The following is a 24347-nucleotide window of genomic DNA, read 5'->3' as shown; positions in this document are numbered from 1 at the left end:
ATTTGGACAGCACAGTGCGCCGGTCGCGAGGCCGCCCGAAGCCCCCGGGCCGGGCCCTGGCGCCGGCCCGGGCGGCGCGCTCAGTCCAGCAGGCCGAGCGCCTGCTCGGCGGCGGCCCGCAGACGGGCCTCGCCGTCACCGGCCTTGCCGATCACCCGCATGCCCTGCATCAGCACCAGCAGCATCCGCGCCAGCGCCACGGGGTCGCGCCCCGCGGGCAGTTCCCGCTGCGCCTCGGCCCGGACCAGCGCGGCCGTGAGCACCGTCTCCAGGTGGTCGAGACTGGCGGACACCCGCCGGGCCGCGTCCGGGTCGTGCGGAGCGAGCTCGACGGCGGTGTTGGTGACGAAACAGCCGCGCCTGGGGCCGCCCGCGCCGTCCTCGCCGGCCTCCCGCGCGAAGCGCCGGACCAGGCCGCGGACGGCCGGCAGCACCGGGCCGGGCTGCGAGAGCTCGGCCAGCAGCACCGGATTGTGCTGCTCGCCGTAGCGCTCCAGCGCCCGCAGGTAGAGCTCGTGCTTACTGCCGAAGGTGGCGTAGATGCTGGCACGGGCGATCCCGAGCTCCTCGACCAGCTCCGCCATCGAGGTGGCCTCGTAGCCGCGCCGCCAGAACAGCTCCAGGGCCGCCTGGAGCGCCGCGTCGGGGTCGAATTCCTTGGTCCGTGCCATGTCTGAACCTTAGTCATATTCAGACCGATCGGTCAAGAAAGAGGAGAGCGACCGCCACAGCGAGCACCGGATACCGGGCGCACCGGGCCAGAGGGCGGGCCGACAGCGGACGGTTGACATGCGAACGACGGACGGTGAACAAATTCGAACACGGTGGACTTGACAGAGTGTTGTCAGGCGATTCCAGATAAGGGTACCCTTACCGCCGCCCGTCCCCCACCCCCTCCCTCCAGGAGACGTCCATGCCCGCTACTCCCCAGCAAGCGGTCGACACCGTCCGCCCCCTCGTCCTGACGGTCTTTCGCGTCGTCGTCGGGCTGCTCTTCGCCTGCCACGGCGCCGCCTCGCTCTTCGGCGTCTTCGGCGGCGCCAAGGGCGGCGGCTCCGTCCCGGTCGGCCAGTGGCCCGGCTGGTGGGCCGCACTGATCCAGCTCGTCGGCGGTGTCCTGGTCCTGGCCGGACTCGGCACCCGGACCGCCGCCCTGCTCTGCTCCGGCTCGATGGCCTACGCGTACTTCACCGTCCACCAGGAGCACGCCCTGCTGCCGCTGCAGAACGGCGGCGAGGCCTCGGTGCTGTTCTGCTGGGCGTTCCTCGCGATAGCCGCGCTCGGCTCCGGACCGTTCGCGGTGGACCGGCTGCTCCCCCGGTGGACGGCCGACCGGGCCTACGGCTCCGCGTCGGCGGAGCAGAGCACCCAGCCCACCGCGGCACGCTGACCGAAGCCCGGCCCGCCGGCCCGCTCGGGTCGGCGGGCCGGGCCTCACCGCAGGGCCGACCGGGGCTCACCCCTCGGCGAGGTGGCGTTCCACCGAGGCCACCTTGGCGGTGAGCCCGTCCGTGACCCCGGCCCGGTCGTCGATCTTGATGACGGTGCTGACCCGTCCGCTGTAGGCCTTCACGGCCTCGATCGCCGCCCGGATCACCGGCATCACCTCGTCCCACTCCCCCTCGACGCTGGTGAACATCGCGTCCGTGCGGTTCGGCAGCCCGCTCGCGCGGACCACCCGGACGGCGGCGGCGACCGCCTCCCCCACCTCCTCGCCGACCCCCAGCGGGGTGACCGAAAACGCTGCGATCACGGCTCTGCTCCTCCTCCGGCTCGGCGCTGTCCCGGTGCCCGGTCCGTCGGGCGTCCCGGCACCGCGACCAGGCTAGCCGCCCGGCCCGGCCGGACCGGCCGACGACCCGGCACCCTGCCGAGCCGGTCTGCCCGGCAGGTCGGACGTCCCGTCAGGCCACCGTCGGCAGCGGCGGTTCGACCGCCAGCGGCGCGGAGCTGCGGGCCCGGTGCTGCTCGGCCCAGGTGCTGAGCGCCACCGTGCAGGCGTGGTCCAGGTGGCGCAGCCCCGACCAGTCCAGCTCGACCGGGCGGTCCGCCGGCAGCCGCTCCAGGGCGTCCAGCAGCCGGGGCAGCCGCAGGAAGGTCGCGTTGCCGCTCAGGCGGACCCGCAGCGGTGCCCGGGTGAGCTCCGGGCCGGCGGCCCCGCCGGCGGCGGCAACGGGCTCCGGGGCCTCCGGGGGCGGCAGTTCCTCCACCGCGATCTGCAGGTGCGAGGTCTGCCAGGCCGACTTGACCACGGCCAGGCCGATCCCGATCAGCACGCCCTCGAACAGGTCGGTGGTGATGATCGAGACCGCCGTCACCGCGAGCACCACCGCCTCGCCGCGGTGTTCGCGGCAGAGCCCGACGATCCGCCGGACCGGAACGAGCTTGGCGCCCGCGTGCACCAGGACGGCGGCCAGCGCGGTGAGCGGGACCAGGCCGAGCACCCCCGGCAGCAGCGCGGTGAACAGCAGCAGCCAGAGCCCGTGCAGGACGCGGGAGGCCTTGGTGCGGGCGCCGGCCTGGACGTTCGTCGCGCTGCGGACGATCACCGCCGTCATCGGGAGCGCCCCGAGCAGGCCGCAGAGCGTGTTGCCGACGCCCTGCGCGGTCAGCTCACGGTCGTAGTCGGTCCGCGGGCCGTGGTGCATCCGGTCCACCGCGGCGGCGCTGAACAGCGTCTCGGCCGAGGCGATCAGGGTGAAGGCGAGGACGGTACCGACGCCCGCCGTGCTCGCCAGCCCGCCCAGCGCGTCGCGCTCCGGCAGCCGGACCACGTCCAGCAGGCCGGAGACCCGGATCCGGGCGACCGGCAGGTCGGCGGAGGCCGTGACGGCGGCCGCGAGGCCGACGGCGGCGAGCGGTGCGGGCACCGTCCGGGCCACCCGGGCGGGCAGGTACTTCCAGAAGGCCAGCACCAGCAGGGTGGCGACGCCGAGGGCGACTGCGGCCGGCGTCGCCGCACCGGTGACGGCGTCGCGCAGCAGCGCCGGCAGGCCGGCGATCTTCTCGGGCCCGGTCGAGGGCGCCCTGCGGTCGGCGAGCGCGTAGAGCTGGCCGAACAGCAGGGTCAGGCCGATGCCCGCCAGCATGCCGTGGACCACGGACGCGGACATCGCACGGAACCAGCGGCCCAGCCGCAGGGCGCCCATGGCCAGTTGGAGCAGGCCGGTGGCGAGCACCAGGAAGCCCAGCGCGCCGGCGCCGTACTCCTGGACGGCCTCGTAGACCAGGACGGTGAGCCCGGCTGCCGGGCCGCTGACCTGGAGGCTGCTGCCCGGCAGCGCACCGACCACCAGGCCGCCGACGATCCCGGTGACCAGGCCGAGCTCGGCGGGCACCCCGGAGGCGACGGCCACGCCGACGCAGAGCGGCAGGGCGACCAGGAAGACCACCAGGGAGGCCGGCAGGTCGAAGCGCCAGGGCACGGCGCGCACGGCACGGACGGGACCGCGACGGGCCCGGCCCGGCGGGGCGCCCTCGCCGGAACGGCCCGGCGGACTCTCGGACCGACCGGACGGGGCGCTCATCGGGCCACCGCCGCAGCGGTGCCGGGGCGGACGAGGGGACGGCAGGCGGGTCGGAGCATGGGTACGTTCCTTCCGCGCACCCGCCGACGGGCGGACGCGCTGCTGGGTGCGTCCGGACGGGCGGACGCCGGGGCGGGCGGGCCGGGCGGGCGGTCGACGCCGGAGCGGGCGGACCTGGCGGGCGGACGGCGAGGACGGACCTGGCGGGCGAACGGGTCGCGCGCCGATGGACGCACACCGCATCGGCGCACCGGGCGCGACCTCGGCGGGGCACCCGGCGGCCTCCACGGCGCGTACGGCGCGGGCGGCGTCGGTACGGGCGGCCGTCCGGGCGGGCCGGGCGGCCGTGGCGGGCGGCGGCGATGGGTGTCGGGGCGGAGCGGGTGCGGTCAGGGGGCGGTGCCTCGGTCGGCTGCGCGCGGACCGGGCGGGCCCGGTCCGGGAACGGGACCCGACGGCCGGAGCTCCCCCGCTCCCCGGTCGATCCCCAATCCCCCTGCCGCGGCCCGAGTTGAACATGGCAACCATGACGGGTCCGGCGTGCCACCGACGGTACCCAGAGCCTCGCGCGGGGCCGACCTCGCCCACCGAATCTTCACACGAGCCGCACACCGACGCCGCTTTCCGCGCCGCCTCGGGGCTCCGGCCGGGTACGCGCGTTCGGCCCGTGGACTGGCACACGAACGAGACCGGTGCCGGAAGCGCGCGCTTTGCACGAAGGGACGACCGCCGGGCCCGCCCGGGCCCGGCGGACTGGAGGAACGGGCGATGGTCCGGCCGCGCCCGCCGTGACAGCCTGGCCGGACGGCTGGCCCACCCCCTCCCCGCGCCCGCCACCTCCCCGCGCCCGCCACCTGCGGTTTCCCGCCATCCCCGCGGCGCGACCCACTTCCACATTCTGTTGAAAGCCCTCTTGACGCCCCGACGGACCCGCCTTACTTTGTTTCCGCATGCAGAAACCGTTCTTCCGTATGGTGGAATTCTGGAGATGAGCCCTCCGACCCACTGCGGGCCGATGCAGGAGATACCCGATGCCTCGTATGACAGCCGCCCGCGCGGCAGTGGAGATCCTCAAGCTCGAAGGCGTTGAGGTCGCGTTCGGCGTGCCGGGCGCAGCGATCAACCCGTTCTACCGGGCTCTCAAGGAGGGCGGCGGCATCCGGCACACGCTGGCCCGGCACGTCGAGGGCGCCTCCCACATGGCGGAGGGCTACACGCGCGCCAAGGCCGGCAACATCGGTGTCTGCATCGGCACCTCCGGCCCGGCCGGCACCGACATGATCACCGGCCTCTACTCGGCGATCGCCGACTCGATCCCGATCCTGTGCATCACCGGCCAGGCGCCGGTCTCCAAGCTGCACAAGGAGGACTTCCAGGCCGTCGACATCTCCTCGATCGCCAAGCCGGTCACCAAGAAGGCCACCACCGTGCTGGAGGCCGCCCAGGTCCCGGGCGTCTTCCAGGAGGCCTTCCACCTGATGCGCTCCGGCCGTCCGGGCCCGGTCCTCATCGACCTGCCGATCGACGTCCAGCTGACCGAGATCGAGTTCGACCCCGAGACCTACCAGCCGCTGCCGGTCTACCAGCCGCGGGCCAGCCGCGCCCAGGCCGAGAAGGCGATCCGCTTCCTGCTGGAGTCCGAGCGCCCGCTGATCGTCGCCGGCGGCGGCATCATCAACGCCGACGCCTGCGACCTGCTGGTCGAGTTCGCCGAGCTGACCGGCGTCCCGGTCATCTCCACCCTGATGGGCTGGGGCACCATCCCCGACGACCACCCGCTGAGCGCCGGCATGGTCGGCGTCCAGACCTCACACCGCTACGGGAACGCGACCTTCCTGGAGTCGGACTTCGTCCTCGGCATCGGCAACCGCTGGGCCAACCGCCACACCGGGTACAACCTGGAGGCGTACACCAAGGGCCGCACGTTCGTCCACGTCGACATCGAGCCCACCCAGATCGGCAAGATCTTCGCCCCGGACTACGGCATCGCCTCCGACGCCAAGGCCGCGCTGGAGCTCTTCGTCGAGGTCGCCAAGGAGCTCAAGGCCGAGGGCCGGCTGCCCGACTTCACCGCGTGGGCCGGGTCCGCCCAGGAGCGCAAGGCCACCCTCCAGCGCCGCACCCACTTCGACAACATCCCGATGAAGCCGCAGCGCGTCTACGAGGAGATGAACAAGGCCTTCGGCCCGGAGACCCGCTACGTCACCACGATCGGCCTCTCGCAGATCGCCGGCGCGCAGATGCTGCACGTCTACCGGCCGCGGCACTGGATCAACTGCGGCCAGGCCGGCCCGCTCGGCTGGACCATCCCGGCCGCGATCGGCGCCGCCACCGCCGACCCGGGCACCCCGATCGTCGCGCTCTCGGGCGACTACGACTTCCAGTTCATGATCGAGGAGCTGGCGGTCGCCGCCCAGCACAAGGTCCCCTACATCCACGTCCTGGTGAACAACGCCTACCTGGGCCTGATCCGCCAGGCGCAGATCGGACTGGACATCAACTTCCAGGTCAATCTGGAGTTCGAGAACATCAACACCCCGGAGCTCGGCGTCTACGGCGTCGACCACGTCAAGGTCGCCGAGGGCCTCGGGGTCAAGGCCATCCGCGTCACCGACCCCGACCAGCTGGGCGCCGCCTTCGAGGAGGCCAAGAAGCTCGCCGCCGAGCACAGCGTCCCGGTCGTGGTCGAGGCCATCCTGGAGCGCATCACCAACATCTCGATGAGCCGGACCGTCGACATGAGCGACGTGACCGAGTTCGAGGAGCTCGCCACCCTGCCCGAGCACGCCCCCACGGCCATCAAGCCGCTGGCGCTCTGAGCCGCGCGGGTCCGGCGCCCCCACCGGCGCCGGGCCTGCGCCCCCGGGCGCGCGGGCCGGCACCCCCGGGCCGCGCCGGGCGCACCACGGCGCCCGCCCGGCGGCGAGCTGCCCCGTCCGGCGCGACCGCGTTCGGCACGCCGGTCGTCCGGGTACGTACCGGTGTACCGCCCGCACGCGACCGCAGCGCGCGGGCTTCCGTAGCCCGGGAGGCCACTCCGTGCCCTTCACCATGAGCTTGTCCGAGCGCGAGGCCGTCCTGGCGGGCCCGCACGTCGGCGTCCTGGCCGTCGGCGACGACGGCGCCCAACCGGCCGGGCGCCTGCTGGCCGTCCCGATCTGGTACTCCTACCGGCCGGGCGGCGTCCTCACCATCCTGACCGGCCGGGACTCCGCCAAGGCCCGCCGGATCCGCGCCAGCGGGCGGTTCGCGCTCTGTGCCCAGCAGGAGGAGCCGCCGTGCCGCTACGTGAGCGTGGAGGGCCCGGTGGTCGCGATCGAGGACGGGGTCGACCCGGCCGAGCGCGCCGCGATGGCCCACCGCTACATGCCGCCCGCCACCGCCCGCGCCTACCTCGCCGCCACCACCGAGCAGCTGACCGCCGACATCGCCATCCGGATGCGCCCCGAACGCTGGCTCAGCGCCGACTTCGCCGCCGTCGCCGCCCGCTTCGACGCGCGGACCGAGGCCCGGACCGACGGCCGGCCCGAGGCCCGCTCCGACGCCCGGTCCGGCCGGACGGGAGCGGAACAGGGGCGGAACACCCGGAGCCCGGTCGTGGTTGACCGGGGCGGGGCGGCTACCGTTCCGTGACGAGTGCTGCACCGATATCCGACCATCCGAAGGGGACTTCCGTGAGCCTGTACGACATCCCGCTGCGCACCCTGTCCGGCGAGACCGCCTCGCTGGCCGACTACAAGGGCAAGGCACTGCTGATCGTCAACGTCGCCTCCAAGTGCGGCCTGACGCCCCAGTACGCCGGCCTGGAGCGGCTCCAGGCGCGCTACGCCGAGCGCGGCTTCACCGTGCTGGGCTTCCCGTCGAACCAGTTCGCCGGGCAGGAGCCGGGCAGCGCCGAGGAGATCCAGACCTTCTGCTCCACCACCTACGGCGTGTCCTTCCCGCTGTTCGAGAAGACGGACGTCAACGGCGCCGACCAGCACCCGCTGTACGCGGCGCTGACCCGGACCGCCGACGCCGAGGGCCAGGCCGGTGACGTGTCCTGGAACTTCGAGAAGTTCCTGGTCTCGCCGGACGGCACCGTGGCCGCCCGGATCCGGCCCCGCACCGAGCCGGAGTCGGCCGAGGTGATCACCGCGATCGAGGCCGTCCTGCCGGCCTGATCCGCACCACCGCCGGAGGAGCCCCGGGGCAGCCGCCCCGGGGCTCCTCCGCGCCCGCCCCCGGCATCACCCGCCCCAGCGCCCGAGCTTCTCCGGGTTGCGCACCGCCCAGATCTGCGCGATCCGCTCGCCGGAGAGGCCGAACGCGGCCACCGTCACGGTGACCCCGCCCCGCCGGGCCGCCAGTCCGGGGCGGCCGTTGACCGAGCGCTCCAGCAGCTCCATGCCCGGCGCCAGGTCGCCGATCCCGACGACGTAGCGGGCGATCCGCTCGGCGCCCGTGACCGGGCGCAGCGCGGCGCCGGCCAGCCCGCCGCCGTCGGCGGTCATCGTGGCGTCGGGGTCGAGCAGGCCGACCAGCGCGGCGATGTCCTTGGCCTCCCAGGCCTGCTTGAACTCCCTGATGATGCGGGCTTCTTCTTCCCGCACGCGCGGTGCCACCGGCGGCCGGGCGGCGCGGATCCGGCGGCGGCCCGAGGAGGCCAGCTGTCGGCAGGCCGCCGGCGTCCGCCCGACGATCGCGGCCACGTCGGCGAAGGGGTACTGGAAGACGTCGTGCAGGACGAAGGCGACCCGTTCGGCCGGGGTCATCGATTCGAGCACGACGAGGAACGCCATGTCGACGGACTCGTCCAGGGTGACCAGGTCCGCCGGGTCGCCGCCGGCGCCCGGCCGGCCGTGCAGCCACTGCGTGCCGTCCGGCAGCGGCTCCGGGATCCACTCGCCCACGTACCGCTCGCGCCGTGCCCGCGCCGAGCCGAGCACGTCGAGACAGATCCGACTGGCCACCGTCGTCAGCCACGCCCCGGGGGACTCGACGGCCTCCCGCTGCTGCCGGGACATCGCGTACCAGCGGGCGCAGGCCTCCTGGACGGCGTCCTCGGCCTCGGCCAGCGAGCCGAGCAGCCGGTAGGCGATGTCGATCAGCTGCCGGCGCTCGCCCACGAGCACGCTCAGGCCCGGGTCGGGCCGGTCCGGTCCGGGCTCGGTTCGACTGGTCATGGTCGTGACGACTCCCTCGTTCGGGCCTGACCGCACCATGATCCACAGGTCGTCCCGGTGGGCCCGGGCCGGGGTGGCGCCTGACGTTTCCGGTGGCTGTGTCGTCGGACCGATGAGCGGCCGGTTCACCGGCCCTCGGACACGGTCGAGAAGAAGCAGAGTCGAGCAACAGAAGGAAGGGGCCCTCATGCCCACCCGTAAGACGGCACCGCAGCACAGTCCCAGGCTCTCCGCGCTCCTGCGGGTCGCGATCGCCCTGCAGACCGCGGCCATCTTCTTCCAGGCGGTCACCGCCGGGCTGTTGCTGTCCACGTCCTACGGAGAACCGCTGCACAGCGGCGGGGCCCGCGGGATGTACGCCACGACGATGCTGTACGTCCTCGCCTCGGTCCTGAGGTGGCGGCCGGGCGGCGGTTCGCCCCGGCCCGTCCTCCACTCGACCGGATTCCTCGTCCTCGCGTCGGCGCAGGTGGTCCTGGGCGTCCAGCACGTGGCGAGCCTGCACGTCCCGCTGGGCGTCCTGATGTTCGGGCTGAGCCTGCTTCAGCTGGGCCGGGCGACGGCGGGCCACCTCCGGCCGGCGGCGCCGGTTTCGGGTCCGGCTTCGGCGTCGAGCGCCGGTGCGGCGAATTCGCCGGCTCCGACGGACGCTCCGCGGAAGCCGCGGAGCACGAGCCAGCCGGCGAGGGAGAGCTCCCAGGCGAAGACCGGGACGGCCGCGGCCGTGCCGGGCCCGGAGAGCTGAGCGTAGCGGCCGAACAGCACGGCCACCGCGGAGGCGCAGATCAGCGGCCCGCCCACCAGGCCCAGCACGGTGATCACCCGCGGCACGGCCCCGGTCCGGTGCAGGAGCACGGCCAGCATCAGGGTGTTGACGCCGAGGACCAGATTGGGCCCGAGCAGGAAGGTCCAGTCGTGGACGGCGATGAGCGCCTTGGCCGCCACGGCGAAGGAGGAGGCACCGGCGTCGGAGGCCGCCGGTGCCTCCCGGCGCAGCGTCACCACCGCGAGCACGCTGACCAGCCCGAGGACGATGACGACCGCCTCCAGCAGCCGGACGCACACATAGCCGAGCGCGAGCCCTTCGTGCCGGCGCCGGAGGACCGGAAAGAGCGTCACCCCGGTGCCCACCACCGCCAGGGCCAGGACCACCTCGCACAGCGCCCCGAGCAGGACCCTGTTGTCGGCACCCGCGCCCAGCACGTAGTCCGTGCCGTCCAGCAGCGGTCGGTACAGCGTCAGCCCGGCCACGGCGGCGACCTCGGTCACCAGGAACAGCACGCCCGCCGCGATGCCCTTGCGTCTGTCTGTGTCCATTGCGGAACTCCCCACCCAGTAGCAGAGGTGTACGGCGTACACCTGTCGATGACGATAGGCGTACGCCGTACACTCGTCAAGATGAAGCAGTCAGCGGACGGAACGCGGCGGGCGCCGCTCAGCCGGGAACGGGTCCTGCGAGCGGCGGTGGCGTTCGCCGACGGCGCCGGGACGGACGCGATCAGCATGCGCAAGCTCGCCCAGGAGCTGGGCGTGGTGCCGATGGCGCTCTACAAGCACGTGGCCAACAAGGACGAACTCCTCGACGGCATGGTGGACCTCGTCGTCGGCGAGATCGGCCCGCCCGGCGAGGGCGACTGGCAGCCCACGATGCGCGCACGCGTCCTCGCCGCACGCCGGGTCCTACTGCGGCACCCCTGGGCCGCGGGCGTGATCCAGTCCCGCACCAGCCCCACCCCGGCGGTCCTCGGCTACCTCGACTCGATGGCCGGCCTGTTCCGGACCGGCGGTTTCTCGGTCGGCCTCACGCACCACGCGATGCACGCCATGGGCAGCCGGCTGCTGGGCTTCAGCCAGGAACTGTTCGACGACACCGCCGCCACCCCCGACCCGGCGGTGCTGCGGCAACTGGCACGCGCCTACCCCCACATCGCGGAAATCGCCGGCGCCGCCGGACACGACGAGGCGTCGACGGTCGGCGGCTGCGACGACCAGGCCGAGTTCGAGTTCGCGCTGGACCTGCTGCTGGACGGGCTCGAACGGCTACGGGCCGCAGAGCAGGTGGCTCAGGAGCGGTGACGGCTCAGGAGCGGTGACGGCTCAGGGGCAGTGGTAGGGGAACGAGACGGAGACGCTCCGGGGGCCCGGGGAGAGCAGCTCCAGGGTGGCGGTGGACGGGAGCGAGCCCTGGCCCTCGAAGCTCCAGCGCAGCACCAGCTCGGTGCGGTGCGTGCCGGAGCCGACCTCCTGCGCCAGCTCGCCCGAAGTGGTGCCGTCGCTGCGCAGCCAGCGGTAGCGGAGGGTGCCCGCGGCGCCGTTGGTCTCCACCGCGGCCGTGATCACCGCGGTGCCGCCGCAGCCGGGGCCCGCGGGGTCGGTGCTCGCACCGACCCCGGTGACCGCCAGGGCCGGCATGGTGAAGCGCCAGAACAGGAAGGCCAGGAGGGCCAGCAGCAGCACCGGGACCAGCACGCGCCACACCCGGCGCCGGCGGGGCGGCCGCTCCGCCTCCGGGAGGGCGGCACCGTGCCAGACGGCGGCGGCCTGCGGCGGGACACCGGGGCCGAACCGCCGCAACTCCCCCGGGGCGAGCGGCTGTTCCGCCGGTACTCCGGACACCGGGGCACCGTGCGAAGGGGTGCCGTACGACGGGGTCCCGGTCTCGCCGGGCTCCGGTGCGCCGGGGAGCGTGGCGGTCTCCCCCCGCGTGGGTGTGCCGACCAGCGTGGCGGTCTCCCCCGGCGCCGGTGCGCCACCCCAGACCCGGGGGTCCAGGAAGGTCGCGCTCGCGGCCCCGGTCTCGTCGAGCCGGACGGTGGCCTCGGGGTCGGGCCCGGCCGCGACCGTACGGTCGGCTGCGGTCCCGTCGAGCCGCACCGGCTGCTCCGCGTCGGGCCGCGTCCGGACGGTGGCCTCGGGGTCGGGCCCGAGGCGGACCGTCCGGTCGGCGCTCCGCGCGCCCGCGGCGAGCGGAACGGTCCGGTCCGCGGCCGCGCCCGGTGCCGGGGCGGAGTCCGGGGTGGAGTCGGGGCGGGGCGTGGACATGGCTGCTCCAGGGGAACGCGACGGGAAGGGCGGTGCGGGGCCGGCGGCAGGGGTTCGGCCGCAGGGGCTCGGCGGTAGCGGTCAGCGGTGGCGGATCAGCGCGGCGGGTCGCACAGGTAGGCGGCCACCTCGGCCGAGGTCTTGCCCGGCTTCGCCGCCGCCGGGGTGGTGGAGACCCGGACGCCCCAGGTCGGGAAGGTGTCCGCCGAACCGAAGTCGTGCGGCCGGGTGACGGTGGCTCGGCCGTCGCGGAGCACTACGGTCTCCGTCGCGACGGTGATCGACCGGCCGCCCGAGCTGTGGTACCAGTTCAGCGTCAGGGTGCCGGTTCCCGCGCCCTGGGCGACCACCGTGACCGTGGCGGTCAGGCTCCACCGGCCGCTGCAGGTCAGCGAGTCCAGGTTCACCGTGGTCACCGCGAGGGTCGCCGGGGCGACGGTGGCCGTCGGGCTCGGGGTGGGCGGCGCCGACGGCGGGGCGGTGGTGGCGGGCGGGGCCGACGGCGGCGCGGCCGTGGGAGTCGCGCCGCCGGGCGGTATCGACGGCGCACCGGGGGTGGGCGCGCCCGTCGCGGGCGGGGTCGCCTTGCCGGTCGGCGGCCTGCCGGTCGGCGTGGCCGCGGGCGAGGTGCTCGGAACGCCCGAGGTCGCCGACGGCGAGGGCGACGCGGCCGGTGTGGCCGCCGGATCGGACGGACCGGCGTCCGGGGTGCCGGTGGCACCGCCCGCGTCGGACGACGGACCGGCCGCCGGGCCGGGCGCGCCGAGCGTGGTGGTGGCATCCGGGGAGGCGCCGCCGACCACCGTACGGGCACCGCCGTCGGCCGCCCCGGCGATCGCCATACCGGCCAGCGTGGCCAGGGTCAGCGCGCCGGCCGCGACCCCGACGAGCGCCTTTCCGCGGCTGCCGAGCCGGGCCCCGCGCCGGACCGGGGAGAGCCGGGCCGGGGTCTGCCGCACCAGGGTGGCCGAGCCGCTGCCGCCGGGCAGGGCGGTGTGGGCCAGCGAGGTGCCGCCCGCCGCGCCGCCGGTGCCGGGCAGCAGCAGCCCGAGCAGCGCCACCAGCGCCGTGAGGTCCAGCCGTCCCTTCTCCTCCCACTGCGGCCCGTACCCGGCCGCCGCGACGGCCTCCAGCTCCTCGACCAGCTCGGCCGCGCTCCCCGGGCGGGCCCGCGGGTCCTTGGCCAGGCCCGCCAGGATCAGCGGCCGGACCGGGTCGGGCGCCAGCTCGGCCGGGATCGGGGCCTCGGTGTGCTGGACGGCGAGTTCGGCGAACGTCACCCCGTCGTACGGGCGGCTGCCGGTGAGGCACTCGAAGAAGGTCACGGTGGCGGCGTAGACGTCACCGGCCGGGGAGGCGGGCCGCCCCGCCCACTGCTCGGGCGGCATGTAGGCGGGGGTGCCGGAGACGTCGCGGTCGTCGCCGCTCGGCACGGCGATGCCGAAGTCGACCAGCTTGGAGGTACCTGCGAGGTCGACCAGGACGTTGCCCGGCTTGTAGTCGCGGTGCACCACACCGGCCTCGTGGGCGGCCGCCAGGCCCAGCAGCGAACCCTTCAGCACGACCAGGGCCGCCTGCGGGGTGGTGGCGCCCTCCGCGCGGAGCAGGTCGCGCAGCGCGATGCCGTCCACCAGCTCCATCACGATGGCGGCGCCCCGCTCGCCCTCCACGTACTCGTAGAGGCGGGTGACGTGCGGGGAGTCGACGGCCGCGAGGACCAGCGCCTCCTCCCGCAGGGCGGGGGTGCCGAGGGAGTCGTGCAGGTACTTGATCGCGACGGGGGTGCCGGTCACCCGGTGGTGGGCGAGCACGACCCGGCCGCTCGCGCCGGCGCCGAGCTCCCGGTCGTGCAGGTAGTCGGGGAGCTCCCAGGGGCGCGCGTCCTCGATCCCCGGCACCCGGTCCCGCGGACCCTCCGGGGCCCGGCCCCGGGAACCCGCCGGAGACCCGCCCCGCGGATCCCCCGGGCTCGGCTCCTGCGCACCCGCCGCCCCACCGGTGGGAGCGTCGCCGCTCCCGGTCGGTCTGCCGCCCTGTTGCTTCCCGCTGTCCATCGTGCGCTCTCTCCCCGTGACTGCCCGGCCGCTCCTGCGGCGTCGCACCCTACGACACCGCGGCTACCGCCTGGGACGCGGCCCGAGAACAGCGGGTTCCGGCGCCCCGGAGCCGCCGGGTCACGATTCGGGTGCTTCGCACACCGTGCCAACCACCGAGCCCGTCCGGCCCGGTCACGGCTCCAGCAGCAGCCGGGTGCCCGGCGGCAGCTCGCCCGCCCGGGCCGCGTCGCGCAGGTGCCGCAGCAGCGTCTCGCGCAGCGCGGCCGCCGCCCGGGTCAGCGGCACCTCGTGCCCGTGCGCGACGGCGATCGTCCGCCCCAGGCCCGGCCCGGCGAACGGGGTGACCGCCAGGCCCGAACGGGCCGCCACCATGCCCGGCACCACGGCCGGCCCGAGCCCGGCCCGGACGAATCCCAGCACCGCGTCCATCTCCCCGCCCTCCACCGCGAACTCCGGCTCGAAGCCGGCCTCCCGGCAGGCCGCCAGGGTCGCCTCCCGCACGTCGTAGCCCTCCCGGAACATCACCAGCGGCCGGCCGCGCAGCTCGGCCACCCGCACCCGCCGGCGCCGGGCGGCGGTGGCGGCCCGGGCCACCAGCACCAGCTCCTCGTGCAGCAGCTCGGTGACGGCGAGGGCCGGCGCCGCCTCCCCGCTCGGCGGGGTGATGATCAGCGCGACGTCCAGCTCACCCGCCGCCAGCGTCCGGACCAGGTCGCGCGACCCGCCCTCGCGGACCACCAGCGCCACTGCCGGGTAGCGGTCCCGGAAGACCCGCAGGACGTCCGGGACCAGGCTGGTGCACAGGCTCGGCGGCGCCCCCAGCCGGACCCGGCCGCGGCGCAGCTGCACCGTCTCCTGGACGGCCAGCCGGGCGCTCTCGGTGTCCGCGAGGATGCGCCGGGCCAGCGGTAGCAGGGCGTCCCCGGCGTCGGTGAGGGCGATGTTGCCGCGGGTGCGGTGGAACAGTTCGGCGCCCAACTCCCGCTCCAGGGCGCGGATCTGCTGGGAGAGGGACGGCTGTGCCACATGCGCCGCCTCGGCCGCCCGGGTGAAGTGGCGGGTCTCGGCGACGGCGAGGAAGTAGCGGAGTTGCTGCAGCTGCACCCGGCCAGGATAGGCCGCTCCCCAGCGCGGACCATAGCCTGCGGCTATCACGGTGAGCCGTGGCATGTCTTGGACGTACCGTCGGGCCCGTCCCTACCGTGGTCGCCATGACAACCGCGACTCGGACGGCCCGGCATCCGTCCACCCTGGTGACCCTGTGGCGGTCGACCGTCGGCAAGAAGGCGGTCATGGCCGTCAGCGGACTGGTCATGCTGCTGTACCTGGTCGCGCACATGCTGGGCAACCTGAAGGTCTTCTTCGGCCCGGACGACCTGAACGGCTACGCGCACTGGCTGCGCACCCTCGGCCAACCCGTCCTGCACTACGAGTGGTTCCTGTGGATCGCCCGGTTCGGCCTGCTGGCGGCCGTCGGGCTGCACGGCGTGGCCGCGTACCAGCTGAGCCGGCGCGACCTCAGGGCGCGCCCCAGCAAGTACGTGCACCAGCGACGGCGGGCCGGTTACGCGACCCGGACGATGCGCTGGGGCGGGGTGATCCTGGCCCTGTTCATCGTCTGGCACATCCTGGACCTGACCACGCTCACCGTGAACCCGGCCGCCGAGCACGGGCACCCGTACCGGAACATCGTGGCCTCCTTCTCGAACTGGTACAGCTGCGTGATCTACATCGTCGCGATGCTGGCCGTCGGCCTGCACATCCGGCACGGCTTCTGGAGCGCCGCGCAGACCCTCGGCGCCAACAACGCCCGCCGTGACCGCGCGTTGAAGCTGACCGCCAACGGCCTGGCGCTGGTGCTGACCGTCGGCTTCCTGTCCGTCCCCGTGGCCGTGATGACCGGAGTGGTGAGTTGATCCCCTACAGCGAGTACAGCGTCGGCGATCCGGTCGCCGACACCCGGGCCCCCGGCGGGCCGATCGAACAGCGCTGGGACCAGCGGCGGTTCGAGGCCAAGCTGGTCAACCCGGCGAACCGGCGCAAGCACACCGTGATCGTGGTCGGCACCGGCCTGGCCGGCGGCGCGGCCGGCGCCACACTGGCCGAACAGGGCTACCACGTCGTCCAGTTCTGCTTCCAGGACTCCCCGCGCCGGGCCCACTCGATCGCCGCCCAGGGCGGCATCAACGCCGCCAAGAACTACCGCAACGACGGCGACTCCGTGCGCCGGCTGTTCTACGACACCGTCAAGGGCGGCGACTTCCGCGCCCGCGAGTCCAACGTCCACCGGCTGGCCCAGGTCTCGGTGGAGATCATCGACCAGTGCGTGGCCCAGGGCGTCCCGTTCGCCCGCGAGTACGGCGGCCTGCTGGACACCCGCTCCTTCGGCGGCGTGCAGGTCTCCCGCACCTTCTACGCCCGCGGCCAGACCGGCCAGCAGCTGCTGCTCGGCGCGTACCAGGCGCTGTCGCGCCAGATCGCGGCCGGCAACGTGGAGATGCACGCCCGCACCGAGATGCTCGACCTGCTGGTGATCGACGGGCGGGCCCGCGGCATCGTCGCCCGCGACCTGGTGACCGGTGAGATCAGCACCCACACCGCCGACGCCGTGGTGCTCGCCACCGGCGGCTACGGCAACGTCTTCTACCTCTCCACCAACGCCAAGAACTCCAACGCGACGGCGATCTGGCGCGCCCACCGGCGCGGTGCCTGGTTCGCCAACCCGTGCTTCACCCAGATCCACCCGACCTGCATCCCGCGCTCCGGCGAGCACCAGTCCAAGCTCACCCTGATGAGCGAGTCGCTGCGCAACGACGGCCGGATCTGGGTGCCGAAGGCCGAGGGCGACACCCGGGCGCCGGGCGAGATCCCCGAGGACGAGCGGGACTACTACCTGGAGCGGATCTACCCCTCCTTCGGCAACCTGGTGCCGCGCGACATCGCCTCCCGGGCCGCCAAGAACGTCTGTGACGAGGGGCGCGGCGTCGGCCCCGGCGGCCAGGGCGTATACCTGGACTTCGCGGACGCCATCCGACGGCTGGGCCGCGACGCGGTGGCCGCCAAGTACGGCAACCTGTTCGAGATGTACGAGCGGATCACCGCCGAGGACCCGTACCGGGTGCCGATGCGGATCTACCCGGCGATCCACTACACGATGGGCGGACTCTGGGTCGACTACGACCTGCAGACCACCGTCCCGGGCCTGTTCGCGGTCGGCGAGGCCAACTTCTCCGACCACGGCGCCAACCGGCTCGGTGCCAGCGCCCTGATGCAGGGCCTCGCCGACGGCTACTTCGTCCTCCCGCCGACCCTCAACGACTACCTGGCCCGCAACCCGCTGCCCGCCGTCCCGGCCGACCACGCCGAGATCGCCTCGGTGGAGGCCGAGGTGACCGACCGGCTGAACCTGATCCTGGCGGTCGGCGGCGACCGGACGCCGGACTCCTTCCACCGCGAACTCGGCGAACTCCTCTGGGACGAGTGCGGGATGGCCCGCGACGAGGCCGGACTGCGCCGCGCCCTGACCCGGATACCGCAGCTGCGCGAGGAGTTCTGGCGCCGGATCCGGGTGCCCGGCACCGGGCAGGAGCTCAACCAGTCGCTGGAGAAGGCCAACCGGCTGGTCGACTACTTCGAACTGGCCGAGCTCATGTGCCTGGACGCGCTGCACCGCGCCGAGTCCTGCGGCGGCCACTTCCGGACCGAGAGCCAGACCGAGGACGGCGAGGCGGCCCGCCGCGACGACGCCTTCTCCTACGCCGCCGCCTGGGAGTTCACCGACACCGGCAGCGCCCCCGTCCTGCACCGCGAGCACCTCGACTTCGAGCACGTCCACCCCACCCAGCGGAGCTACGCGTGAACCTCACCCTTCGGATCTGGCGCCAGGCGGGCCCGGACACCCCCGGCTCGATGACCACCTACCAGGTCACCGGGATCAGCCCGGACATGTCCTTCCTGGAGATGCTCGACACCCTCAACGAGGAACTGATCACCCGCGGCGACACCCCGGTGGCCTTCGACCACGACTGCCGCGAGGGCATCTGCGGCGCCTGCGGCATGGTCATCAACGGCCAGGCCCACGGCCCCGAGCGGACCACCACCTGCCAGCTGCACATGCGGCATTTCGCCGACGGCGACACGATCGACGTCGAGCCCTGGCGGGCCGCCGCCTTCCCGGTCGTCAAGGACCTGGTGGTGGACCGCTCCGCGTTCGACCGGATCATCGGCTCCGGCGGCTACATCACCGCCCCCACCGGCAGCGCGCCCGACGCCCACGCCACCCCGGTGCCCAAGGAGGCCGCCGACACCGCCTTCGAGCACGCGGAGTGCATCGGCTGCGGCGCCTGCGTCGCCGCCTGCCCCAACGGCTCGGCGATGCTCTTCACCTCCGCCAAGGTCGTCCACCTCAACGTGCTGCCGCAGGGCGCGCCCGAACGCCGCTCCCGGGTGCGCGACATGGTCGCCACGATGGACGCCGAGGGCTTCGGCGGCTGCACCAACACCGGCGAGTGCGCCACCGCCTGCCCCAAGGGCATCCCGCTGCCCAGCATCGCCGCGATGAACCGCGAGTTCCTGCGCAGCGCGGCGGGCTGAGCACCCCGCCGGCCGTCCCGCCGCCGCTCCCCGCCGGGTGCCGCCGGGACGGCCGGGGCGCGCGGGCGGGCGCACGCGCCCCGTGCGGGTGGTGGTTCGTCAGGACCGCTGCTGTACTCCGGGAATTCGCGCTACGGTGGTCCCCGCGCCAAGGAGGGTCATATGCCCGAGGTTCAGTCCTGCGCCGGGTGCGGCGGGTCCGGGGGGACCGAGAAGACCGAGGCCACGGTGGAACTGGACGAGGAAGGGAGCATGGTGCCGAAGCTCAACACCTTCTGGTCGCCGTGCAGTCGATGCCACGGATCCGGGACGGTGATCGTCGGATGAGGCTGGTCTTCGAGTGTGTCGAATGCGGCGGCCACTACCTGCCGCCGGAGACCATGGCGTACCCCGACGGGCCCGCCTCGGCGCTCTGGTGCGCGCACTGCCAGGCCGCGAAGCGGGCGGCGGGCCTGCGTGAGGACCCGCTGCTGGCGCGGATGGCGCTGGCCGGCGCCCGGGCCGCACTGGCCCACCGCGCCACCGAGGACACCGGGGCGACGCGCGCCGACATCCGGCCGTCCAGGCCGCCGCTGTCGCGCCGGGCCCGGTCCGGGCCGGGCGGGGTGCGCGGCAAGCTGGCCTGAGCCGGGCCCTCCTCGGTCACGATCGGAACAGGCCGTTGGCCGCGGGTCAGCACAGGCGGCGGTCGGAACTGGCCGCGGTCGGATCAGAACAGCGCCTCCTGGGTGTCCGGCTCCTCGGGGCGCGTCCGGGGGCTCACCACCAGGCCCGACACCGGGCGGCCCGCCGCCGGGGCGAGCGTCCACCCGGTGAGTCTGCGGGTGTCGAGCAGCAGCGGTTCGGCGCCGCCCGGCTGGTCGAGCAGCAGATGGCGCCCGATCGGCGGGCGGAGCGTACCGGCCACCACCGCGCCGGGGGCGAGCGCGTCGATGTGCCCGTAGGACACCGGCGCGCCGTCGGCCAGCCCGAAGATCCCGACCTGGTCCACGACCGGGTGGTCGGGCAGCAGCTCCACCGCGTGCCCGTCCAGCAGCCGGTGGGCCGCGGCGCGGGCTCCGGTCAGCAGCGCGCGGCGGTACTCCGCGTCGCCGTGCCGCCACCAGTGCGCCGTCTTCACCCGGCCCGTGAAGCGTTCCCGGGCCATCCCCGAGGCGGCGACGGTCAGCTCGGACCGGCGGACGGCGGGCAGCGCGCCGCGGGCGGCGAACGTCCAGGCGAGCGCGCCCTGTTCGAGCAGCCGGGCGGTGCCGCGCGACTCCCCGGTCAGGCCCACCTTCAGCAGCCCCTCGCCGAACCAGGCGAGGTAGAGGCGGTAGGTGCGCCCGTCGTCGAGGATCTGGTCCCGGGCGAGCGCCAGCCCGCGGTCGACGCTCTGGCAGGCGGCGCACTGCACGGCGCCGCCGTCCGGGTCGATGACGGCGTGGTGCGGGCACGGCGTGCGCTCGGTGGCCCCCACCAGCAGGGCGCCGGTGCAGCGGCGCGGCCCGCCGATCAGCCAGCCGATCTCCGCCCCGGGCACCACCACCCGCTCGTGCACCCGGTGCCCGTGGACCGCGCGGAGCACCGGCCGCCCGTCGCGCCAGTGCAGGCCGGTGGAGACCCACCCGCCGCCCGCCTGCTGCGGCACCTTCACGCTCACCCTCCCGTCACCGGCTCACCCGTCCGTCCATCCGTCCGAACCAGCGAGGCTACCCGCTCCCTCCGACAGTCCGCCCGTGCGCGCCGACGACGGCCCCCTCGGGGCGACCCGCCCCGGCGCCCGGGGCGGTGATCACCCGTACGCGTGGCATCCGGCCGGGCCCCGCCGTCGTTGCTCCGGGCATGAGCCATACGAACCCGCCCCGTGCCCTGCACGTCGTGTCCACTCCCCCCGAAGGCACCCCGCGGGCCGTGGAACTGACGCAGTCGTGGGACAGCAGCGCGGCGGAGCGGGCCGCCGACGCACTGGACGCGCTACGCACCGTCGAGGTCCCCGTGGGCGCCGTGCGGGCCGCTCTGCTGATCCTGGCCGACCTCGTGCGGCGGCCCGGCGAGAGCGAGGAGATGCGGGCCGCCGCCCGGGACGTGTGCGCCGTCCTGGCCGGGCTCACCGACGCCCTCACGGCCTGACGGGGCTCCCCGCGGGCACCCGGGCACGGGCCAGCGGGACCGCGCCACGGGGTACGGTCGGCGCCATGATCGACAGCGCCCACGGGCCGAACCCCGCCCCCGACCCGGCCCCCGGCCCGGTCACCGCCGACGACCTCGCGCTCGTCCTCCGGCTCGCCGCCGCCACCCTGCGCGGCGTGCCGGAGGACGCCGACTGGTCCCGGCCCGCCGGAACGCTCAGCTGGGACTGCTGGGCCACCGTCGAGCACCTGGCCGACGACCTGCTGGCCTACGCGGCCCAGCTCGGCCCCCAGGACCCGCCGCGGGGCCGCTACGTGCCGTTCCGGTCGGTCCGGCTGTCCCCGGGCGCGCCGAACAGCTTCGTCTACGCGCAGCCCGAGAGCGGCCCGGACGGGCTGGTCCAGGTGCTGGAGGCGAGCGGCGCGCTGATGGTCGCGATGGCGCGCACCGCCCCGCCGGACACCCGCGCCTACCACCCGTGGGGCCTCGCCGACCCGGCCGGGTTCACCGCGATGAGCCTGGTGGAGACGCTGGTCCACCTGCACGACGTCGCCGAGGGGCTCGGCCTCGCCTGGGAGCCTCCGGCGGACGTCTGCCGGCGCACCCTCGCCCGGCTCTTCCCCGACGTGCCGGCCGACGGCGCCGCCGGACCGTGGCCGACCCTGCTCTGGGCCACCGGGCGCGGCGACCTCCCCGGCCGCCCCCGGCGCACCGACTGGCGCTGGGACGCGACGGTCCGCCCGGGCGGGTAGCCCCACCACGTCACTCCCCGCCGGGGGTCGGCGCCGCGCACGGAGCCGGCAGCCGACCGGAGACACCGGCGCCGAGGTGGTCGAGGCCCACGGTCCGGCCACCGTCGACCGATCGGTCCGCCCCGGCGCGCCGCACGGGGGCATCGTGCCGCTCCGGGTCGTCTCCGAGCAGCCCGCCGAGCCGCGGAGCGCCGGCGAGGCGTACGCGGGGTAGCCGACGACGTGGAAGCGGGGTCACCGGCGGCCATCCACCGGGACTTCGTCGGCAGCCGCACCGGCCCGGAGGCGATGCTGTGCCCGGTCGGACCACGGGCTGCGCCCGGCGGCCGGGCGGGAGTTCGGCTTCGGCGAGTACCGGACGCCCACCGGCACTTCCTCGCCCGCGACGCCGTCGCAAGGGCCGTCGTCCGGGTGGCCGGACGACGCCGGGCCCCGCCGGACGCCGTCGCAGGTCATGGGCGCTTGGCCGGTTCACCCGTCCACGTTCTATTGTGGCGGGCGCGGCGACGACGCGGCCGGGAGGCGGCGCGCGGGCGCGGCCGGGCGTGAAGCGAATGGGGTGGACGGTGGCGGGGCGGCGGAACGACGGGGTACTGGCGGTCTGGGCGGAGACGCAGCGACAGGAACAGCGCCGGGAGGAAGCCCGGTGGCGCGCCCAGACGGCCGAGCAGCGGCGGCGCGAACGCGAGGAGCGCGAGATCCAGCGGGCGGCCGCCCGGGGCGAGCGCGAGGCGGTGCGGGCGTACCAGCAGTCGCGGGAGGCGGAGGCGGCCCGCCGGACGGCGGAACTCGACGACCGGGTCGAGGAGTTGAAGGGACTGCTGGCAGCAGGCCTGGGGCGGCCGGCGTTCAGCCCGCAGGCCCTGCTGGCACCCGCCGCGCTGCCGCCCTTCGAACCGGGCCGGCTCGGCGAGCCGGTGCCGATGCCCGATCAGGCGGACTACCAGGTGCCGCCGCCGACCCCCGCCCAGGCCCGCAACCCGGGGGTCCGCCAGCAGTACGAGCAGTACGTGGCGCAGGCCCGGACCCGGTTCGAGCAGGACTGGTACGCGGCGCAGGCGGCCGAGGCGGACCGGCAGCGCCGGCTCGCCGAGTACCACCGGCAGTACCTCGACTGGGCGGCCCAGCACCGCCGCCAGGACGAGGACCGGGCTTCCCGGACGCAGGAGTTGCTGCGCCGGCTGCGCGACGGCGAACCGGACGCGGTGCAGGAGTACTTCACCGCCGTGCTGTACGCCTCGGCGGGCTGGCCGGAGGGGTTCCCGCACCGGCTGGTCGCGGCCTGGGAGGCGTCGACCCGCCAACTGGTCGTCAACTGGGAGCTGCCCGGCCCGGACGTCGTCCCGGCCGCCGGCCGGGTGCGGTACGTGAAGTCGGACGACCGGGAGGCCGAGGTGGCCCGGCCGGCCACCGAGCGCAAGGCGCTCTACCGCGAGGTGCTGGCGCAGAGCGCGCTGCGGGTGGTGGCCGAGCTGTTCCGGGCGGACGCGGACGGCACGTTGGCGTCGGTGGTGCTGAACGGCTTCGTGCGCGGCATCGACCCGGCGACCGGCCGGGAGGCCGAGCGCTTCCTGTCGACGGTGACCGTGGACCGGTCCGAGTTCGCGGGTCTGGCGCTGGACCGGGTGGCCGCCGTGGAGTGCTTCCAGGGGCTCGGCGGCGTGCTGTCCGCCCGGCCGGAGCGGCTGGACGAGGTCCGGCCGGACCGGCTGCCGGAGACGGTCGGCGGCAACGTCGCCGGTCAGGGCGGCGAGGACGAGCCGGACCTCTTCGAGATGGACCCGATCGAGTTCGAGGAGCTGATCGCCGAGCTGTTCCGGCTGCGCGGCTTCCGGGTGATGACCACGGCACGCAGCGGGGACGCCGGGGTGGACGTGGTCGCCGAGGACCTCGACCCGGTGACCGGCGGACGGATCGTCATCCAGGCCAAGCGCTACCGCTCGACGGTCTCCCCCACCGCCGTCCGGGACCTCGACTCCACCGTGCGCCACCACGGTGCGATCAAGGGGATCCTGGTGACCACGGCCGGTTTCGGCCCCGGCTCCTACGAGTACATCCGCAACAAGCCGCTGACGCTGGTGAGCGGGCCGGAGCTGGTCGAGCTGCTGGCCGAGCAGGGCCTGCGCGGCCGGCTCGGCGGCGGCGCGAACGGCGAGGGCAACGGCGGCGGTGACGGCGGTGACGCGAACGGCGGCGGCAACGGCGGCGGCGCGAACGGCGGCCGTCCCGGGGCCGGTCGGGCAGCCGGCCACGGCTCACCCGCCCCGGCCGACGGCGCCGAGCCGGACGAGCGTCCGACCCTCCTGCGGCTCTCCTGGCAGAGCCGCACGGCCGGCGGGGACGCCGTGGAGCTCGACGTCTCCGCCTTCCTCTGCGCCGACGGACGGGTGCTCGACGACGAGCACTTCGTCTTCTTCAACAACCCGCAGGACCCGGACGGCGCGGTCCGTCTGCATCCCACCCGCTCGGTCCCCGGCGAGCCCGCCCGGGAGGCCGAACTCAGCCTGCACCTGGGCCGGGTGGCGGCGGGGGTGGACGAAGTGGTGGTCGCGGTCTCCACCGAGGAGGAGGAGTCGCCCGCGCTGCCGCTCGGCTACGTGCACGGGCTGGCCCTGACCGCCTCGTTCGGTCCCGGCGCCGAGGGCCCGGCGCACTGGGCGGCCGTCACCGGCGGGGTGTCGGAAAGCGCCCTGGTGATCGGCTCGTTCCACCGCAAGGGCGGCGACTGGCAGTTCACCCCGGCCGGGACAGCGGTGGCGGGCGGCCTGGCCGGGCTCGCCCAGCACTGGGGCGTCGCGGTCGAGTGATCCGCCGGACGGCGGGGCGCCCGGGCGCCTCAGGGACCGAGGTCATACCTGAGGAGGAGCGGGCCCCCCGCCGGACCGTCGGGACGGCGGGGGGCGGCCGTACCCGCGGGCGACACTTCGGACCGGAACGGATTGGGAGGATTGAACGGAACCCGATCATCCCGTTCCGTCCCCGCAGGAGTTCCCCGTGACGATGTCCGCAACCGCCGTCCGTACCGGCCGGGCGGCCGCCCGCGCCACCGGCCTCAACAAGGTCTACGGGGACGGGGAGACCCGCGTCGTCGCGCTCGAC

22 protein-coding genes and 1 pseudogene are annotated in these 24347 nt (G+C 74.9%); 14 read left to right on the top strand and 9 right to left on the bottom strand.

All coding sequences use genetic code 11. From position 1 onward, the window contains the following. Positions 1 to 80 precede the first annotated feature (80 nt). Complete coding sequence (locus ACZ34W_RS22370) at positions 81 to 671, bottom strand: TetR/AcrR family transcriptional regulator (RefSeq protein WP_329485989.1); 591 nt, start codon at positions 669 to 671, stop codon at positions 81 to 83. A gap of 242 nt (positions 672 to 913) precedes the next feature. On the opposite strand from ACZ34W_RS22370, the gene ACZ34W_RS22365 reads away from it, so the two are divergent. Next, entirely contained in the window at positions 914 to 1390 is a 477-nt protein-coding gene (locus ACZ34W_RS22365; RefSeq protein ID WP_329485990.1) for a DoxX family protein, read from the top strand. Positions 1391 to 1456: 66 nt separating this feature from the next. On the opposite strand, the gene ACZ34W_RS22360 is transcribed toward ACZ34W_RS22365, so the two are convergent. Both ACZ34W_RS22360 and ACZ34W_RS22355 read right to left on the bottom strand, forming a co-directional pair. Further along, a complete protein-coding gene (locus tag ACZ34W_RS22360; protein ID WP_329485991.1) occupies positions 1457 to 1753 on the bottom strand; it encodes an MTH1187 family thiamine-binding protein in 297 nt (98 codons plus the stop codon). Positions 1754 to 1904: 151 nt separating this feature from the next. Then, entirely contained in the window at positions 1905 to 3527 is a 1623-nt protein-coding gene (locus ACZ34W_RS22355; protein ID WP_465606441.1) for a SulP family inorganic anion transporter, read from the bottom strand. 1040 nt (positions 3528 to 4567) lie between these two features. Between ACZ34W_RS22355 and gcl the strand changes: the two genes are divergently transcribed. The 3 genes from gcl to ACZ34W_RS22340 all read left to right on the top strand — a co-directional run bounded on the left by gcl (position 4568) and on the right by ACZ34W_RS22340 (position 7690). Further along, positions 4568 to 6346, top strand: a complete 1779-nt coding sequence (gene gcl / locus ACZ34W_RS22350) for a glyoxylate carboligase (protein ID WP_329492016.1) — start codon at positions 4568 to 4570, stop codon at positions 6344 to 6346. A gap of 232 nt (positions 6347 to 6578) precedes the next feature. After that, positions 6579 to 7160, top strand: a complete 582-nt coding sequence (locus ACZ34W_RS22345) for a pyridoxamine 5'-phosphate oxidase family protein (RefSeq protein ID WP_465606439.1) — start codon at positions 6579 to 6581, stop codon at positions 7158 to 7160. Between the two features lie 41 nt (positions 7161 to 7201). Continuing rightward, positions 7202 to 7690 (top strand): glutathione peroxidase, encoded by a 489-nt coding sequence (locus ACZ34W_RS22340; RefSeq protein WP_329485994.1) that lies wholly within the window; start codon positions 7202 to 7204, stop codon positions 7688 to 7690. Between the two features lie 66 nt (positions 7691 to 7756). Here the strand turns inward: ACZ34W_RS22340 and sigJ are convergent, their stop codons facing one another. Continuing rightward, positions 7757 to 8692, bottom strand: a complete 936-nt coding sequence (gene sigJ, locus ACZ34W_RS22335) for an RNA polymerase sigma factor SigJ (RefSeq protein WP_465606436.1) — start codon at positions 8690 to 8692, stop codon at positions 7757 to 7759. A gap of 187 nt (positions 8693 to 8879) precedes the next feature. Between sigJ and ACZ34W_RS22330 the strand changes: the two are divergent. Beyond that, positions 8880 to 9248 (top strand): annotated as a pseudogene (locus ACZ34W_RS22330) (hypothetical protein); the annotation flags it as partial. Here the strand turns inward: ACZ34W_RS22330 and ACZ34W_RS22325 are convergent. After that, entirely contained in the window at positions 9236 to 10009 is a 774-nt protein-coding gene (locus ACZ34W_RS22325) for a DUF4386 domain-containing protein (protein WP_465606434.1), read from the bottom strand. The pseudogene ACZ34W_RS22330 and the gene ACZ34W_RS22325 sit on opposite strands and share 13 nt — an antisense overlap. An 81-nt stretch (positions 10010 to 10090) precedes the next feature. Between ACZ34W_RS22325 and ACZ34W_RS22320 the strand changes: the two genes are divergently transcribed. Continuing rightward, positions 10091 to 10768, top strand: a complete 678-nt coding sequence (locus ACZ34W_RS22320; RefSeq protein ID WP_465606432.1) for a TetR/AcrR family transcriptional regulator C-terminal domain-containing protein — start codon at positions 10091 to 10093, stop codon at positions 10766 to 10768. Positions 10769 to 10789: 21 nt separating this feature from the next. Here ACZ34W_RS22320 and ACZ34W_RS22315 read toward each other — a convergent pair whose 3' ends face one another. From ACZ34W_RS22315 to ACZ34W_RS22305, 3 genes are all read right to left on the bottom strand, one after another. Continuing rightward, a complete protein-coding gene (locus ACZ34W_RS22315; RefSeq protein ID WP_465606430.1) occupies positions 10790 to 11734 on the bottom strand; it encodes a hypothetical protein in 945 nt (314 codons plus the stop codon). A gap of 95 nt (positions 11735 to 11829) precedes the next feature. Continuing rightward, the gene (locus ACZ34W_RS22310; protein ID WP_465606428.1) at positions 11830 to 13632 is read right to left on the bottom strand and encodes a protein kinase domain-containing protein; all 1803 of its coding nucleotides are present in this window, start codon (positions 13630 to 13632) and stop codon (positions 11830 to 11832) included. Positions 13633 to 13962: 330 nt separating this feature from the next. After that, positions 13963 to 14895 carry a LysR family transcriptional regulator gene (locus ACZ34W_RS22305; RefSeq protein ID WP_465606425.1) on the bottom strand — a complete coding sequence of 311 codons (933 nt, stop codon included), beginning with the start codon at positions 14893 to 14895 and terminating at the stop codon, positions 13963 to 13965. Positions 14896 to 15002: 107 nt separating this feature from the next. Between ACZ34W_RS22305 and ACZ34W_RS22300 the strand changes: the two genes are divergently transcribed. The 5 genes from ACZ34W_RS22300 to ACZ34W_RS22280 all read left to right on the top strand — a co-directional run bounded on the left by ACZ34W_RS22300 (position 15003) and on the right by ACZ34W_RS22280 (position 19010). Beyond that, positions 15003 to 15707 (top strand): succinate dehydrogenase cytochrome b subunit, encoded by a 705-nt coding sequence (locus ACZ34W_RS22300; protein ID WP_465606423.1) that lies wholly within the window; start codon positions 15003 to 15005, stop codon positions 15705 to 15707. Continuing rightward, positions 15707 to 17650, top strand: a complete 1944-nt coding sequence (locus tag ACZ34W_RS22295) for a fumarate reductase/succinate dehydrogenase flavoprotein subunit (protein ID WP_465606688.1) — start codon at positions 15707 to 15709, stop codon at positions 17648 to 17650. The genes ACZ34W_RS22300 and ACZ34W_RS22295 overlap by 1 nt, the downstream gene beginning before the upstream one ends. Then, a complete protein-coding gene (locus ACZ34W_RS22290; RefSeq protein ID WP_329486004.1) occupies positions 17647 to 18384 on the top strand; it encodes a succinate dehydrogenase/fumarate reductase iron-sulfur subunit in 738 nt (245 codons plus the stop codon). Before ACZ34W_RS22295 ends, ACZ34W_RS22290 begins: the two co-directional genes overlap by 4 nt. Positions 18385 to 18546: 162 nt before the next feature. Further along, a complete protein-coding gene (locus tag ACZ34W_RS22285) occupies positions 18547 to 18711 on the top strand; it encodes a hypothetical protein (RefSeq protein WP_329486005.1) in 165 nt (54 codons plus the stop codon). Beyond that, entirely contained in the window at positions 18708 to 19010 is a 303-nt protein-coding gene (locus tag ACZ34W_RS22280) for a hypothetical protein (RefSeq protein ID WP_329486006.1), read from the top strand. The genes ACZ34W_RS22285 and ACZ34W_RS22280 overlap by 4 nt, the downstream gene beginning before the upstream one ends. Before the next feature lie 83 nt (positions 19011 to 19093). On the opposite strand, the gene ACZ34W_RS22275 is transcribed toward ACZ34W_RS22280, so the two are convergent. Next, on the bottom strand, positions 19094 to 20020 hold the full coding sequence (locus ACZ34W_RS22275) for a hypothetical protein (protein ID WP_465606420.1): 927 nt from the start codon (positions 20018 to 20020) through the stop codon (positions 19094 to 19096). Between the two features lie 224 nt (positions 20021 to 20244). Here ACZ34W_RS22275 and ACZ34W_RS22270 point away from each other — a divergent pair, with 224 nt between their 5' ends. From ACZ34W_RS22270 to ACZ34W_RS22260, 3 genes are all read left to right on the top strand, one after another. Continuing rightward, positions 20245 to 20496, top strand: coding sequence for a hypothetical protein (locus ACZ34W_RS22270; protein WP_329486008.1), 252 nt, complete (start codon positions 20245 to 20247; stop codon positions 20494 to 20496). A 65-nt stretch (positions 20497 to 20561) separates the two neighbouring features. Next, a complete protein-coding gene (locus tag ACZ34W_RS22265) occupies positions 20562 to 21248 on the top strand; it encodes a hypothetical protein (RefSeq protein ID WP_465606417.1) in 687 nt (228 codons plus the stop codon). Between the two features lie 554 nt (positions 21249 to 21802). Continuing rightward, the gene (locus ACZ34W_RS22260) at positions 21803 to 24055 is read left to right on the top strand and encodes a restriction endonuclease (protein ID WP_465606686.1); all 2253 of its coding nucleotides are present in this window, start codon (positions 21803 to 21805) and stop codon (positions 24053 to 24055) included. The last annotated feature ends 292 nt before the right edge of the window (positions 24056 to 24347 follow it).

It is taken from the genome of Kitasatospora sp. NPDC022856 (assembly GCF_055561235.1).
Note: the sequence above shows the minus strand (reverse complement) of the source record. Positions and strands in the feature narration are given on the sequence as shown.